The organism is Halomonas daqiaonensis (genome assembly GCF_900109725.1).
GTDB lineage: Bacteria > Pseudomonadota > Gammaproteobacteria > Pseudomonadales > Halomonadaceae > Halomonas > Halomonas daqiaonensis.
Genome location: NZ_FOBC01000006.1, coordinates 1 through 15,047, shown reverse-complemented (window position 1 = coordinate 15,047; position 15,047 = coordinate 1). Strand labels below are relative to the sequence as shown.

The 15,047-nt window shown below is 61.9% G+C and carries 16 protein-coding genes; 7 read left to right on the top strand and 9 right to left on the bottom strand.

What is annotated here, in order from left to right:
* Positions 1-17: 17 nt before the first annotated feature.
* Both BMY30_RS06025 and BMY30_RS06020 read right to left on the bottom strand, forming a co-directional pair.
* Positions 18-1,076 (bottom strand): TRAP transporter substrate-binding protein, encoded by a 1,059-nt coding sequence (locus BMY30_RS06025; protein ID WP_170840084.1) that lies wholly within the window; start codon positions 1,074-1,076, stop codon positions 18-20.
* Positions 1,077-1,137: 61 nt separating this feature from the next.
* A complete protein-coding gene (locus tag BMY30_RS06020) occupies positions 1,138-1,875 on the bottom strand; it encodes a maleate cis-trans isomerase family protein (RefSeq protein ID WP_089711615.1) in 738 nt (245 codons plus the stop codon).
* A 270-nt stretch (positions 1,876-2,145) separates the two neighbouring features.
* Between BMY30_RS06020 and BMY30_RS06015 the strand changes: the two genes are divergently transcribed.
* From BMY30_RS06015 to BMY30_RS05995, 5 genes are all read left to right on the top strand, one after another.
* Positions 2,146-3,144 (top strand): TRAP transporter substrate-binding protein, encoded by a 999-nt coding sequence (locus BMY30_RS06015; protein WP_089711613.1) that lies wholly within the window; start codon positions 2,146-2,148, stop codon positions 3,142-3,144.
* The gene (locus BMY30_RS06010) at positions 3,141-3,695 is read left to right on the top strand and encodes a TRAP transporter small permease (RefSeq protein ID WP_089711611.1); all 555 of its coding nucleotides are present in this window, start codon (positions 3,141-3,143) and stop codon (positions 3,693-3,695) included. The genes BMY30_RS06015 and BMY30_RS06010 overlap by 4 nt, the downstream gene beginning before the upstream one ends.
* Entirely contained in the window at positions 3,692-4,972 is a 1,281-nt protein-coding gene (locus tag BMY30_RS06005; RefSeq protein WP_089711609.1) for a TRAP transporter large permease, read from the top strand. Before BMY30_RS06010 ends, BMY30_RS06005 begins: the two co-directional genes overlap by 4 nt.
* A 39-nt stretch (positions 4,973-5,011) precedes the next feature.
* Positions 5,012-5,782, top strand: a complete 771-nt coding sequence (locus tag BMY30_RS06000; protein WP_089711607.1) for an aspartate/glutamate racemase family protein — start codon at positions 5,012-5,014, stop codon at positions 5,780-5,782.
* Positions 5,783-5,846: 64 nt separating this feature from the next.
* A complete protein-coding gene (locus tag BMY30_RS05995) occupies positions 5,847-6,533 on the top strand; it encodes a GntR family transcriptional regulator (protein WP_211607257.1) in 687 nt (228 codons plus the stop codon).
* A gap of 78 nt (positions 6,534-6,611) precedes the next feature.
* On the opposite strand, the gene BMY30_RS05990 is transcribed toward BMY30_RS05995, so the two are convergent.
* The 3 genes from BMY30_RS05990 to puuE all read right to left on the bottom strand — a co-directional run bounded on the left by BMY30_RS05990 (position 6,612) and on the right by puuE (position 9,133).
* On the bottom strand, positions 6,612-7,100 hold the full coding sequence (locus BMY30_RS05990; RefSeq protein WP_089711605.1) for an ureidoglycolate lyase: 489 nt from the start codon (positions 7,098-7,100) through the stop codon (positions 6,612-6,614).
* Between the two features lie 61 nt (positions 7,101-7,161).
* The gene (locus tag BMY30_RS05985; protein WP_089711603.1) at positions 7,162-7,995 is read right to left on the bottom strand and encodes a bifunctional allantoicase/(S)-ureidoglycine aminohydrolase; all 834 of its coding nucleotides are present in this window, start codon (positions 7,993-7,995) and stop codon (positions 7,162-7,164) included.
* A gap of 199 nt (positions 7,996-8,194) precedes the next feature.
* Positions 8,195-9,133 (bottom strand): allantoinase PuuE, encoded by a 939-nt coding sequence (gene puuE, locus BMY30_RS05980; RefSeq protein WP_089711601.1) that lies wholly within the window; start codon positions 9,131-9,133, stop codon positions 8,195-8,197.
* 404 nt (positions 9,134-9,537) lie between these two features.
* Between puuE and BMY30_RS05975 the strand changes: the two genes are divergently transcribed.
* Positions 9,538-10,284: an aspartate/glutamate racemase family protein gene (locus tag BMY30_RS05975; RefSeq protein ID WP_089711599.1), complete on the top strand. Its 747-nt coding sequence runs from the start codon at positions 9,538-9,540 to the stop codon at positions 10,282-10,284.
* Between the two features lie 142 nt (positions 10,285-10,426).
* The gene (locus BMY30_RS05970; RefSeq protein ID WP_244516131.1) at positions 10,427-11,812 is read left to right on the top strand and encodes an NCS1 family transporter; all 1,386 of its coding nucleotides are present in this window, start codon (positions 10,427-10,429) and stop codon (positions 11,810-11,812) included.
* Between the two features lie 137 nt (positions 11,813-11,949).
* Here the strand turns inward: BMY30_RS05970 and BMY30_RS05965 are convergent, their stop codons facing one another.
* From BMY30_RS05965 to BMY30_RS05950, 4 genes are all read right to left on the bottom strand, one after another.
* A complete protein-coding gene (locus BMY30_RS05965; protein WP_139195483.1) occupies positions 11,950-12,528 on the bottom strand; it encodes a hypothetical protein in 579 nt (192 codons plus the stop codon).
* Between the two features lie 146 nt (positions 12,529-12,674).
* Positions 12,675-13,406 (bottom strand): GntR family transcriptional regulator, encoded by a 732-nt coding sequence (locus tag BMY30_RS05960; protein ID WP_089711595.1) that lies wholly within the window; start codon positions 13,404-13,406, stop codon positions 12,675-12,677.
* Between the two features lie 81 nt (positions 13,407-13,487).
* Positions 13,488-14,690 (bottom strand): urate hydroxylase PuuD, encoded by a 1,203-nt coding sequence (locus tag BMY30_RS05955; protein ID WP_089711593.1) that lies wholly within the window; start codon positions 14,688-14,690, stop codon positions 13,488-13,490.
* A gap of 183 nt (positions 14,691-14,873) precedes the next feature.
* On the bottom strand, positions 14,874-15,047 hold a 174-nt coding region (locus BMY30_RS05950; protein ID WP_139195482.1), incomplete at its 5' end, for a transposase.

The following is a 15,047-nucleotide window of genomic DNA, read 5'->3' as shown; positions in this document are numbered from 1 at the left end:
GGAGCGCGCTAGCAGCATTACTCGGAAATGGTCATGCCGGCGGCTTTACCCACCGTCTCGTTCCAGACTTCGACGCAACCCTCGTACTGCCGGCTGCAGGTCTCGGCCCACACGGGGAGGACCTCTTCCTTGGTGATTGTCTCCACCAATTCACGAGAGGCCGGGTCGATCTCCACCAGCGCCATGTCATAGGCCTCATGACGGGAGCAGCTGTCCTGCCCGGTATTGCAGGCGATAGCATCGTCATTGACGCCATAGGCCAGCTCCCACATCTGCTCCTCGAGCCGGGCAAAGGCCTCAGTCAGCGCCTGCTGCTGCGACTCGTCGAAGCTGTTCCAGGTATCCAGATTCATGAAGTGGCCCTGGACCGAGTAGGAGAGTGGCAGAGGCACGAAGGTATCGGTTACCTCGGGCCACTTACCGTTGTTGCCGGCAGAGGGGGCGGTGACGCCGCAATCAGCCACGCCACGCTGCAGCGCCAGATAGACTTCGCTGAACTGCAGGGTTACCGGGGTCGCACCGAGCCCTTCTACCAGCCTGGACATTGAAGGAGTGAAGACACGCACCTTCTTGCCGGAGAGGTCACCGACGTCATCGATATCGCCGTTACAGAACATCATCTGCGGACCGAAGGGCCACAGCGTCATCAGCTTGGCGTTGAAACGCTCCTTCAAGCGTGAATCGAAGGCATCACGCACGGCATCGATAGCCTCACGCTGGGTATCCAGATCCGGTGACACCCCGGCCAGGTCGATGCCCTCGAAGAAAGGCTCGTCACGGGAGGCCATGCCGATCTGCACCGACATGACGTCAAAGGCTCCGGAACGGATGTTGCGAAGGGCATCGGCGGCTTCCACGCCGATGGCGTCCATGGTGTTGTAGACCACAGTCAGGTCGTCACGATCATTCAGCTCCTGGAAGAAGGGACGTTCGACCTCATCCACGTGCAGCTTGTTACCCGAGAAGTTGCCAACCACACGCAGCGTGGTCTCCGCCTGGGCCAAGCCGCCGGCCGCAATGCCGCCCGCGAGCGAAACGCTGAGTGCCAGGGCCTTGAAGGGTGTCTTGATGGACATGGTGTCACCTCGTCTTAGACTTTGTTGTGGGTGTTACATCGGTAATCGAGCATCCGTGTCGTCAGGCGCCTAGGCGCGGGTCCTGAAAAAGCTGCCCCCAGCCCTTGACTCGCGAGGGGTCGACTCCCGCCAGCGCAAGCGTTTTCCATACGGTGACGCTGACCGAGTCATATATCGGAATGCCGAGCTCCCGCTCCAGGGCCGGCACGATTCCAGCCCCGCGTAGGTTAGTGCAGAGAATGGTGATCGCCTGGGGGGCATCACGGGCGACTTCGCGAACCATCTCCGCGAGGGTCTGCTCGTCATAGTCGGAGAACGAGAAGTTCCCCTTGTCGTTGAGGTGCCGCTCGCTCACCACCTCGACCCCCTCCGAGGCATAGTTGGCCACGATGGCCGACTGGATATCGTCAAGGTAGGGAGTCACCAGTCCCAGGCGTGTCATCCCGGTGCGCTCAAGCACCTCGTTGAGTGCCAGCACGCTGGTAGTGGCCTGAACGCCGGTGGCTTGGGTAATGGCGGCGCACAATCGGCGATCAGCCGAGAACCCCATCCAACTGGCGGAGGTGCCGTTCCAGGCAATGACATCCATGCGGGCATCGTTGAGCAGCCCGGCGGCCTCTAGCAGCGGCGCCGGGTCAAACTGAGCCAGCGCCTCGTCACGCATGGAGATCTCGCGGACAGTGAAGCGTTGAAAATGGGCGGTGACCTCGGGAAAAAGGTCACTCAACAGCGCCGCGGTAAAGGGCTCCAGCACGGTATTCGAGGACGGTGTCAGCATTCCGATCAGGGTGCGTTCCATGGGCGCTCCAGGATTGTTCTTGATATTCTGTATACTGTATCCAATCTACGTATATAGCCTTGCACAGGATGGCAACTTTGCAACCCCCACCCGGGCATGCCACCGCAAATTTATGCAAAAATTAAAAATCAAGCTATTGATTTTAAATGAATAAAAAAATTATAGTATCCTGTATTTTGTATTTTGATTGATCCTGTTCTAGGGTTAAGACAGTCGCCCTGCTCCAGCAGGCGGCCTTCCAGCCACTCGTGGAACCAAGAGGATTTCTGCATGACAACAACAACAGTACTTGCCCGACGCACCTCCGCAGCACTGCTGGCCCTGGGCCTAGGGGCTCCGCTGATGGCCAGCGCAGAGAATCTGCGCTTCGGGGGCAACTTCACCGACGATCACTCCAGCAGTCGCGCCATGGAGATGTTCCAGGAAGCCCTGGCCGAACGCACTGACGGTGACCTGACCGCCCAGCTGTTCCCCAACATGCAGCTCGGTGGCGCTGGCGAGAATGTCGATCAGGTCAGCACGGGTGCCATCGCCGGTACCTGGATCGGAATCTCATACCTGTCGCGCACGGTGCCTGAGCTGGAGGCCTTGAGCCTGCCCTTCGCCTTCAATAGCCGCGAGGAAGCCTTCGAGCTGATAGACGGCGAAGTGGGTGAGATGCTCGACGAGAAGCTAGCCGAGAAGGGCTTTACTGCTCTGGGCTACATGGAGCTGGGCTTTCGTCACGTAACCAATAACGAACGTCCCATCGAGTCCATCGAGGACTTCGAGGGCCTGAAGATCCGGCTGCAACCCAACGAGACTCACCTGGACACCTTCCGCGCAATCGGTGCGAACCCGGTATCAATGGACATCAATGAGGTATACGGGGCACTGCAGCAGGGCGTCCTGGATGGCCAGGAGAACCCCTACAGCATCATCAGCACCAAACGGCTGGACGAGGTGCAGAAGTACCTCTCTGACAGCGGGCACTTCTATGACTTCATTGTGGTAGTAGCCAACCGCAGCACCTTCAATGGACTGAGCGACGAGCAGCAACAGGCGGTTCTCGAATCGATGGACGAAGCCGTGGCCTGGCAGCGGCAGACCGCTGCAGAGGAGGATCAAGCGGCACGGGAAACCCTGATCGAGCGAGGTATGGAGTTCACCCCCATCAGCGACGAGACCCGCGCCGAACTGCGCAAAGCCAGCCAAGTCGTGGTGGACGATCTGCGAGAGAAGATCGGTTCCGAGATCGTTGATCAGGTTCTCGAGGAGCAGGCGTCGTGACACCTGCATGGAACCGGCTGGGGGCAACCGCCTCCAGCCCCTTCAAGCGTTCTTTCCTTCGCGGACTGATAATCCTGGATCGCAGCTCTTACTACGCCATTCTTGTGGCGATGGGCATGATGACGCTGCTCGTATCAGCCCAGGTATTCACCCGCTATGTTCTATCGAGCTCCATCGACTCTGCTGATGAGCTTTCGCGGCTGTTCTTCGTATGGGCGATCTTCCTGGCCATTCCCCACGGCATTAAGATCGGTATCCACGTGGGCATCGATGCCCTGGTGACTCATTTCCCGGAGTTCCTTCAACGCCGGCTCGCACAGCTGATGTCCTGGGTAGGTGCCGCCATGATGGGCGCACTGTTCTGGATCAGCATCGGTGCAGTGGCCAGCAAGTGGCAGGAGATGATGCCGACCCTGCCGGTCACTGCCGCCCTCTTCTATATCGCTGTGCTGGTCTGCGCAGCACATAGTTGCCTGCACCTTGTGGCTCAGGCCCTGGGCCTCGAGCCGCTACCCAGCGCTCCGGAACATCACGGAGGAACCCCGTCATGACGCCGGCCATCATCTTCACTTTCTTGGGCTTCGCGCTGTTGCGCATGCCCCTGGCCTTCGCACTGGGCGTCGCTTCTCTGGTCGGCCTCCATGTCGGCGGCTTGGACTTCTCGATACTGCCTCAGCGCATGATGCACTCGGTCAATAGCTTCCCGTTGATGGCCATCCCATTGTTCATGTTGGCAGGCGAACTGATGGTGGCGGCGGGCATACTTCAGCGCCTGGTGGACTTTGCCAACTCACTGGTGGGCCGCGTGCACGGTGGGCTAGCCCACGTGGCTATCGTCGCAGGCATGGTACTCGCGGCAGTGAGCGGAGCCGCCGTAGCCAGCGCCAGTGCCCTGGGCAGCTCGCTGGTGCCGTCCATGCGCCAACAGTACGGCACCGGCTACAGCAGTGCGGTGGTAGCTTCGGCGGCGAACCTTGGCGCCATCATCCCGCCGAGTAATGCCATGATCGTCTACGCCCTCATGGCTGGCTCCTCAGTCTCGGTTGGTGGCCTTTTCATGGCAGGTGTGGTGCCGGGCATCATCCTGGCGCTTGGCTTCATGGGGCTAGCCACCTTTATCTCCATGCGGCGCCGATATCCACTGGTCGGCGGCGAGCTCGGTCTTAAGCATGTGCTGATTCAAACCTGGCGCGCCCTGCCGATACTCCTGATGCCCTTCGTGGTGGTCGGCGGCATTGTTGCCGGGGCCTTCACCCCTACCGAGGGAGCGGCGATCGCTGTGGTGTACGCCTTGCTCATAGGCTTCTTCGTGACACGGAAGTTGCGCCTCAGTGACCTGCCACGGGCGATGTTCAATGCCGCTGTCACCGCCGCCATGGTAGGCGCGCTGATAGCCTTTGCCTCGACCATGACCTTCGCCTTTACCCTCGACCTGATTCCCATGCAGTTGACTAGCTGGCTTCAGGACTTCACTCAAGATCCTCTGGTATTCCTGCTGCTAGTGATGGTGCTACTGATCGGGGTGGGGATGTTCATCGAGTCCAACGCAGCCTACATCATGCTGGTGCCGCTGCTTGCCCCAATCGCGCTCACCTATGGAATTGACCCGCTTCTGTTCGGCTTCCTGTTCGTGATGAACCTGGTAGTGGGCATGATGACGCCTCCGGTGGGGGTGCTGCTGTTCGTGATGTGCGGCATCTCCCGGATCAGCCTCAACGAGCTCATGAAGAGTGCATGGCCCTTCATCGCCTTCCAGTACGCCATGCTGTTTGCCTGCATCGCCTTCCCGGGCATCGTCACCTGGCTTCCCCGCGCCTTGGGCTATTGAGCCGACCCACATAATCATAACGATTGAAGGAAAAACGCCATGAAACTCCTGGTCATCAACCCCAACATTTCAGGCGATGTGACTGATCTGATCGAGTCCGAAGCACTCCGTAGCATCCGACCCGGGACCGAGCTGACCATGGCCACCGCTCCGTTCGGGGTGGCCTATATCGAGACGCGAGCCGAGGCACAGATCGGCGGCTATGCCGCCATGCAAATTGCCGCCGAGTGCCATGCTGACCACGACGCGGTGGTAGTCGCTGCCTTCGGCGACCCCGGCCTCGCCGCCTTGCGAGAGATTCTGAAGATTCCGGTCGTGGGAATGACCGAAGCAGCCCTGGTCAGTGCCTGCCAGGTCGGCAGCCGGTTCTCCGTCATCGCCATCTCCCAGCGCATTCAGGCCTGGTATCGGGAGAACATCGCAGCCTGCGGGTTCAGCAACCGTCTGGCCAGCATTCGTGCCCTGGACGAGCCCCTGGCGCACATCGGCCGGATTCAGGAGGACCAGGGAGAGCGGCTGGTTACTCTAGCTGAGCGAGCGGTCCAGGATGACGGAGCCGATGTGCTTATCCTCGCCGGTGCACCGCTGGCGGGGCTGGCCCGCAGCGTAGCCAGCCGCCTGCCAGTACCCGCCCTTGACGGTGTCACCTGCGCCCTGCACCAGGCCCAGGCACTGGTTGACCTCGGCGCCGCCGCCCCCACCGCTGGCAGCTTCGCCCTGCCTCCCGAGAAACCCTGCAAGGGGCTTCCCGTGGCGTTGGCACGCCTGGTCGGACGAGATATTGCCAGGTCTGTGACTCCGGGCGGCTGATTGTGTATTTACCAAGTGTTCGGAGACAATCACTGCGTCTCCCCAGCAAAGAAGAATGGACGACATGACGATGGAAGGAGCGGCCCTGCTCGGGCGAAGACGCATCACGACCCCCTCACTGGCCGAGGAGGCATACCTGGCGCTGCATGACCTGATCGTTCACGGGCGCCTGGCACCAGGTCAGCGGCTGATCGAGCCGGAGCTGTGCGAACAGCTCGGTATTTCCCGCACACCGCTGCGCGAAGCCCTGAAGATGCTGGCTACCGATGGCCTGGTGACTCTGAGGCGCAACCGCAACGCTCAGGTATCGCTGATCGATTCTCAGGAGCTGGAGCATCTCTTCGAGGTGGAAGCCGGTATCGAGAGCCTGGCAGCGAGCCTTGCCGCTCAACGTATGACGAATACCGAACTCAAGCGACTGGAGACACTGCAGGAGCGCCTGGAGCGTCTGCTGGAGAAGGGAGATCGGAATGCCTACTTCGAGCTCAATCAGCGAATTCACGGACTGATCGTGGCCGGTGCCAAGAACCCTGTCCTCGCAGAGACCCACCGAAGCCTGCTGGGGCGGCTAGAACGAGCACGCTACCTGGCCCTGGATCGCCTTGGCCGCTGGAGCGAATCTACCCAGGAACATCGCCAAATCCTTGAAGCTCTCAAGGTCCGGGACAGTGACCTGGCACGGCGGCTGCTGGCCGATCATGTGCAGCATACCGGCGATGCAATCGCCGCCATCAATCGCCCGCTTCCCTGACCTTGCGGCAAGGCGCCCTCCTTTATGGAGGGTAAAAGATGCCAGCTCCTTGGGCCCTCGGCTTCCACTGATGGGCACTCATACCAGGGTCACGCGAACCGCAAGAGGATACTCGTCGCAGTTGTTCCCTTCGCCGCCACGGTCGACCACCAGGAACTCCCCTTCCCGCTCCAGCACCGACTGGATGGCGTGCCAGGTGCCGGCACGGTAGTTGACCCCCTGGCGACCGTCGGTGACGAAGGCGCGCACCTCAGCGGGATCGATCTCGTCGCCCGGTGGTGCGACGACCACCACAAATCTTTCTTCGTGGAGCGGCATGAAGGCCTGGCTGCCCAGCGGGTGGCGCTCCAGGAAGTCGAGCTCCAGCGGTATCTCCACCGGCTGGCTGACGAAGATGTTGATCAGCGTCCGCGCTCCCTCTCCCAGGGTCTCGACCATCGCCAGGTCGTGATAGCGCCGGGTGCGCCCGGCGTTGATGGGAAACCACTCCGAGATCCGGGCATCGATCACTTCGCCGAAGGGGGCGAAGGCCTCGGCGGTCAGCGGCTCGGCTTTCAGTTCCAGCATGTCAGTCTCCAATCCAGAACAGCCATCTATCGGGGCTTACCCGGGGACCCTCTCGTGGGTATCAGCGACCACCAAGGTGCAGCTTTGGGTGGCGATTGACGTCCTTGTAGAGCAGGTAGCGGAAGGGCCCCGGGCCACCGGCGTAGCAGGCCTGGGGGCAGAAGGCACGCAGCCACATGAAATCGCCGGCCTCGACCTCCACCCAGTCCTGGTTGAGGTGGTAGACCGCCTTGCCTTCCAGCACATAGAGGCCGTGTTCCATGACATGGGTCTCGTCGAAGGGGATCACCGCGCCGGGCTGGAAGGTGACGATGTTGACGTGCATGTCATGGCGCACGTCGACCGGGTCGACGAAGCGGGTGGTGGCCCAGCGCCCCTCGGTGTCGGGCATCTCGTTGGGCGAGATATCGTTCTCGTTGACCACGAAGGCCTCGGGCACTTCGATGCCTTCGACCCGCTCGTAGGCCTTGCGCACCCAGTGGAAGTGCACCGGGGAGTCGACCTCGTTCCTGAGCTGCCAGTCACTGCCGGGAGGGAGGAAGGCGTAGCCACCGGGCTGCATCTGATAGCGCTCGCCGGCCAGCGTCAGGGTCATCTCGCCCTCCACCACGAAGAGCACCCCCTCGGCCTCGGTGTCGGGCTCGGGGTGTTCGCTGCCCCCACCGGGGGCGACCTCCATGATGTACTGGGAGAAGGTCTCGGCGAACCCGGAGAGCGGACGTGCCAGCACCCACAGCCGGGTGCCCTCCCAGAACGGCAAGTTACTGGTGACGATGTCGCCGAAGACACCCTTGGGGATGACGGCATAGGCCTCGGTGAACACCGCCCGGTCGGAAAGCAGCTGGGTCTGGGGCGGATGGCCGCCGTGCGGAGCGTAATAGTTGCGTTGTTTCATGGGATGTCCTGAGTCATCGGATCTCTGGCTTCGCTATGGGACAAGTCCCTCGGGGCTGATCCGGCGACAGGCCTTCGAGGAGGCGCTGTGAACCCTTCCCTGGGCGCTACCGACGCCATCCCTGGCGTAGGACCTCCTCTTCGGCCTATCCCCGGCGCCCCTCGGTCGTCCAGGAAGCGAACCTACTCGAGTGCAATTTTTAGCGGCCTGGCGCCGGATGATGCTTCGCCCAATGGCGGGCGATATCCACGCGTCGCGCCACCCAGACCCGGTCATGGGCCTCGATATGGTCGAGGAATCGCTGCAGGGCGCGAAAGCGGCCCGGGCGGCCCAGCAAGCGACAGTGCATGCCCACCGAGAGCATCTTCGGTGACTCCTCGCCTTCGGCATAGAGCACATCGAAGGCGTCACGCAGGTAGGTAAAGAAGTGGTCGGCGGTGTTGAACCCCTGGGGGGCGGCGAAGCGCATGTCATTGCTGTCCAGGGTATAGGGCACGATCAGATGGTCATGCTCACGGCCCTGGCTGTCCGCCTCGCGGGTCCAGAACGGCAGGTCGTCGCCGTAGTAGTCGCTGTCGTAGAGGAAGCCGCCCTCATCGAGCACCAGCCGGCGAGTGTTGGGGCTGTCGCGACCGGTGTACCAGCCCAGCGGCTTCTCGCCATAGAGGCGCTGGAAGATCGCCATCGCCTTCTTAAGGTGCTCACGCTCGACCTCTTCCGGTACCTCCTGGTAGTGGATCCAGCGATAGCCGTGACAGGCGACCTCATGGCCCAGTTCCTTGAAGGCATGGGCCACCTCGGGGTGGCGCTCCAGGGCCATGGCCACGCCGAACACGGTGAGAGGCAGGCCGCGGCGCTCGAACTCGCGCAGGATGCGCCACACCCCGGCCCGCGACCCGTACTCGTAGATCGACTCCATGCTCAGGTGGCGATCGGGGAAGGCGGGAGCACCGATGATCTCGGAGAGGAACTGCTCGGACCCCTCGTCGCCGTGCAGCACGCAGTTCTCGCCGCCTTCCTCGTAGTTGAGCACGAACTGCACGGCGATCCTCGCCCCACCCGGCCAGTTGGCGTGGGGCGGGGTGCGGCCGTAACCGACCAGGTCACGGGGATAATCGGTCGAGGGAACGTGCGTCATGGCTGGGCTTCCTGATTGTTCTGGCGCCTTACACCGGCGAAACGCCGGAGACGGGGCATATCGTGTATACAATGCAAAGATAGAGTGTGCTCACTAAGTCCGCAACCCTCCAGCAAAGTCCAAGCCGATGTGGACTAGGGTTTGGTCCTGTAAACCCCGATACTGTATACATTTTTAATTATAAACTGTCCTCATTTGAGGCGGAATCGTGTGCCATTGCCGGTTGCTGCTTGCGGTGACATTTCTGAAGATTGCTCGTAAAAACGCTAAACTATTAATATTAAACGAATATTTTTTATATTCTAGGTTGGATTTCCGTACTTGCAGACTGTGCCCTCGGGAGCTATTTTGTGTACAAAGATAAAATTTATTGTTCACGAAGCTAACCTCCGAGAGACCTCGCCATGCATATCCGCGTCATCAACCCCAATACCACTGCCGGCATGACGGCCACGATCGGCGAGGCGGCGAGCCGCATCGCTTCCCCCGGTACCCGCATCTCTGCGCGCCATCCCGACCATGGACCGGTCTCCATCGAGAGCCACTTCGACGAGGCCGTCAGTGCAGTCGGCGTGCTCGAGGAGGTGCTGGCCGGCGAGCGTGAGGGCGCGGATGCCTACGTGATCGCCTGTTTCGGCGACCCCGGCCTGCTGGCCGCTCGCGAACTGACCCGCGCACCGGTGATCGGGATCGCCGAAGCCGCCTTCCATATGGCGACGCTGATCAGCACCCGCTTCTCCATCGTCACCACTCTGGGACGTACCGGCATCATCGCCGAGCACCTGCTGGAGCAATACGGTTTTCACCAGCACTGCCGGCGGGTTCGCGCCGCGGAAATCCCGGTGCTGGACCTGGAAGCGGATGATGACGTGGCCCTGAATCGCATCATTGACGAGTGCCGACAGGCCCGCGACGAGGACAATATCGGCGCCATCGTGCTGGGCTGCGGCGGCATGGCCGACCTGACCGACACCATCAGCCGCGAGGTCGGCCTGCCGGTGGTCGAGGGGGTAACCGCCGCCGTCAAGCTGGCCGAGGCCCTGGTCGGTCTGGGGCTTTGTACCAGCAAGCATGGCGACCTCGCCTTCCCCCGGCCCAAGACCTTCACGGGGCGCTTCGAAGGCTTCTCCCAGTTGACGCCGCAGCTCTGAACGGCACGCTTCGTGCATCAATAGCCGTAACGAACAACTAGAACGCATCGCGCCACCGGCGCGCGCCACGCCGCAAGCCTTCCACGGCAGTCCCTGCCGGAAGACAACCACAAGCACAGAAACGACTTGCGAGGACATCACCATGAGTCATCCCACTCCCGACAGCACGACCACGGCCGCGGGGATCGCCGCTGCCCCCTCACAGACCAGCGACAAAAGCACCAAGGCTCCGGGTCAGGAGAGCCTGGCCCCCCAGCAGACCCGTATCATGGGCCGGCCCTCCTATTTCCTGGCCTGGTTCGGCGGCTGCGTCTCCATCGGCACCTTCGCCATGGGCTCCAGCGTGGTCGGCACCTTGAACCTGATCCAGGCCACCCTCGCCATCGCCATCGGCTGCTTTGTTATCGGCATTGCCCTGGCCATCAACGGAGCAGCCGGCTACAAGTACGGCATCCCCTTCATGGTCCAGGCGCGCAGCGCCTTCGGCTTTTCCGGCACGCGAATTCCCGGGCTGGTGAGGGCAGTGCCCGCGGTGGTCTGGTACGGCTTCCAGAGCTGGATCGGTGCCGGCGCCCTGAACATGGTCTCGGCCACCCTGTTCGGCTTCGATAATCTGATCTTCTACTTCATCGCCTTCCAGTTCCTGCAGATCGGCCTGTCGGTGATGGGTTTCCAGGGCATCAAGTGGCTGGAGAACATCGGCAGCGCCTTCATCCTTGCCTCGCTGATGTACATGTTCTACGCCACGGTGCAGCGCTACGGTGATGAACTCTCCGCCAGTCTGCTGACCATGGAAGGCTCCTGGGGAATGCCGTTCTGGGGCGCCACCATGCTGTTCCTGGGGATTTACAGCACCATGATGCTCAACGTCAGCGACTATTCCCGGGAGCACAAGCACGGCACCGGCCCGGGGCTCCTCACCACCATCTACGCCATGTCGATCCTGCCCTGCACCCTCTTCATGGGCCTGATCGGCTACATGGTCTCCGAGGCCACCGGCACTGCCGACCCCATTCAGGTGTTCGCCAGCGCCGTGGACAACACCCCGCTGCTGATGACTACCCTGCTGTTCATCGCCTTCGCCCAGGTCACCACCAACGTGCTCAACAACGTGGTACCGCCGACCTATGTGCTGATGGACGTTTTCAAGCTGAAGTTCCCGGTGGCCACCGTGATCGTCGGTCTTCTGGCCTTCGCCACCTTCCCCTGGAAGCTGGTGCAGCCGGATTCCGCTGCCGGCCTGCAACTTTTCGTGCAGACCTACTCGGCTTTCCTCGGCCCGATCTTCGCCATTTTGGTGGTGGACTACTACATCATCCGTCGCCGCACCCTGGATCTCGGCAAGCTGTATGACGAAACCGGCCCCTACCAAGGCATGAACTACGCGGCACTGGTGGCCACCGCGGTGGGCATCGTCGCTGCCCTCTCATTCTCGGCTGTCTCCTGGTACGCCAGCCTGATACCGGCCGGCCTGACCTATTTCCTGCTGATGAAGCACTGGGCCCCCTGCCAGCGCTTCCGTGAGTAAGCCACGGCCCCACGATCGCTGCCCGGCCATGCCGGGCAGCCCTCCGACATACGCAGTACCCTCACGATCACAGCGGTGACGTCGATAAATTGAGAGCGAGTTGGTTATCCAGACGATCGGTCAAATCTGACAGCCTCTCAGGGTTCCAGAGAGCCCAATATCCGCATGGCACAGCACGCATGCAATCCCAGCAAGACGATAGCGGTCGGCAGATACACGAACAGCCAACCCCCATACTCCTGCAGGTAGAGAATGATCGATGGAAATACCACCACCAGCAGATAGAAGACACCCCAGAAGCCATTGGCCGCGGGGGCATGGTAGCGTCGAAACCAGTCCGGCCAGCCGCCGGCGAGATGGAAGAGCTCGCCGCGATCACCGGCGGCACGGTTGAGGACTCGCTCAAGCGCTTGCATGCGCTGCAGATGGAAGAAGAAGATCGACTGCTTGAGCAGGTCGAAGAACATCACCAGCACGATCAACAGCAGCAGGATCAGGAAGCCAACCGGGGTCACCGGTTGCTGGAGTTGGGCATCCAGCTCGAACAGGCGTGCCAGGGGATCCCACGCCAGCAGGGCCCCGATGGAGCCGAATAGGCGTATGTCCCCCAGCGACCGGTGAATATAGTCGTTGCAGACCTCACTGATCCGGACATACTCCTCATAGACCCTGCCCAGGGAAATCTCTTCCGGGGCGTCATCTGTCGGTAGAGACACGACCATATCACCCGAGAGTGTCTTCCATGCCCTCAGTATGGCGTGGCTCCGGAGGGTTGCCAGGGCGAAGAGCAAAGCCTGATGGCGACTCCACCACCAAGCGCGGCTCACTAGGGAACTAGTGAGTTGCGCGCCGAGCCTTAGCCTCAGTCAGAGAAGATCCTGTGGAGGTCCGGCGCCTCCGCCTCTTCCTCGACGATGGACAGCGAGGCCTCGATGGCCTTGAGGTGTCGGCCCATGAAGGCCTGGGCGCGCTCGCCGTTGCCAGCCTCCAGGTAGCCAATCAGATCGTCATGGTCGTGGGACTCGCAGCCGAGGTGACCGGGATTGCCATAGACCGCGAGGATCAGCGAGGAACGTGAACAGAGCCGATCGACGAAATCGGCCAGGGTGGCATTGCCGGAGATGCGCGCCAAGCGGGCGTGAAAGTCCGCAGAGAGCCGGATCGCCATGCTCTGCTCGCCGGACTTCAGGGCCTGGCGCTCGCGCCGGGCCATTTCGAGAAGCTCGCGCAGGTCATCATCGGTGATGCGCCGGGCGACCTCCGGCATCAAACCGCACTCGACCATCTGGCGAGCGTCGAATACATCCTTGGCCTCCTCGGCGGTGGGCCGGGTCACGCTGGCCCCACGGCGCGGCGTCAGCGTGACGAGCTGTTCCAGGGCCAGGCGCTGTAGGATCTTACGGATCCCGGTCCGGCTGATGCCGAAGACCTCGGCCAGGGCATCCTCGCGCAGGCGCGCCCCGGGCCTGAGGCGATGCTCGATGATAGCGTCGCTGATCGAACGGTGGATCTCCTCGTGACGCTCGGCACCGTCCCCGCTCTTGCCCGGTCGTCCCGAGTTGTCACCATCAGTAATCGTCTGGCGCTGGTTCATCGAGCCCCTCCTTCCCTGATAGTCACCGGCATGCACGAACATTGTATACATGTCGGTGGCCGGCCGGCGACCGGTCTCGGTTCACTCTTCCCAGGCGGCGATGATCGCGCGCTCCTCGTCGGTCATCCCGGTCATGTTACCCAGCGGCATGTAACCGCTCGCCACCACGTCCTTGACCTTTTCCTGCTGGGTCCGGAGCTGCTCGAGGGTGTCATAGGCCATGCCGGCCGGCGGTGCAGTGAAGCCCGGCTGGGTCGGTTCGCGAGAGTGACAGGTCACGCAGCGCGCCTGAATGATCTCGTGCACCTCCTCCAGATCGGGGGCCACGGCGGCCGTAGCATTGGCCTGGCTACCGCTTGAGGGAGCCGCCATCCAGAACGCCACCAGGATCAGAGCCACTCCGGCCGCTGGATAGGCCGGGCGCTTGTGACCGGCATGCATCAGCACGAAATACTGGCGGATCAGGGCACCGGCGAAGATGAACAGCGACATGATCACCCAGGACAGCTCATGGGCGTAGGCGAAGGAGTAGTGGTTACTGATCATCAGCAGCACCACCGGCAGGGTGAAGTAGGTGTTGTGCACCGAGCGCTGCTTGCCGCGCTTGCCATCCAGGGGATTCGGGGTCTCGCCGGCCTTCATCGCCTTCACCATGCGGCGCTGGCCGGGAATGATCCAGAAGAAGACGTTGGCCGACATGGCGGTGGCCATCACCGCGCCGGTGAGCAGGAAGGCAGCACGTCCCGAGAAGATCTGGCTGCTCAGGTAGGCCACCACTACCATCATTACCGCCACGGCGATGCTCAGAAGGCCGTCGCGTTCCATGTCGGGGCTGATGCGCTTGCACAGTTCGTTGTAGACCACCCAGCCGGCCAGCAGGAAGACCAGCGCCATGACATTGGCCTGCCAGCCGCTCATGTTCGCCGCCCAGGCCCAGTCGCTGCCAGGATTCACCAGATAGAAGCTCGGGTTGACCATGTAGAGGATGACGAACAGGCCGAAGCCGGTGAGCCAGGTGGTATAGGCCTTCCAGAACGACCAGTGCAGGTCCTCGGGCAGCTTGTCGGGGGCGCTGGCGTACTTCTGATTATGGTAGAAGCCGCCACCGTGCACCGCCCACATCTCACCGAATACGCCCTTGCTGCGATCCTCGGCGGCCTTGGGCGGGCGCAGGCTGTTGTCCAGCATCACGAAGTAGATGGATTCACCGATCCAGGCGACGGCAGCGATGACGTGCAGCCAGCGCAGCATGAAGTTGGCAAAATCCAGCAGGTAGGCTTGCATGAGGGGGAACCTCGTCTTGCGTTTCGCTAGCAGGCTGTCGGGTTAAGGGGCTCGAACCGCAGATGCAGCGTCCCCTCGTTGGTTTTTCCGCAGGGTAATTGGTCATGCGGCTGGAAAGACGCTGTTGACCCTCCCTGCGCCGATTCTGGCCCCGTTATGCGGGGCCAGATGAGGGGGTTTCCCTCACCCTGCCGTCAGGCGGTGCATCCGCTTGATGTTCCAGGCCATGGTGGCCAAGCGCCATTCACCGCTGACCTTGTCGAGACCGCGCAGCGAGACCTGCCGGAACCCCATCACGTGTTTGATGATGCCGAAGACCGGCTCCACCGTGTGCTTGCGCAGCGCATACAGCGCTCG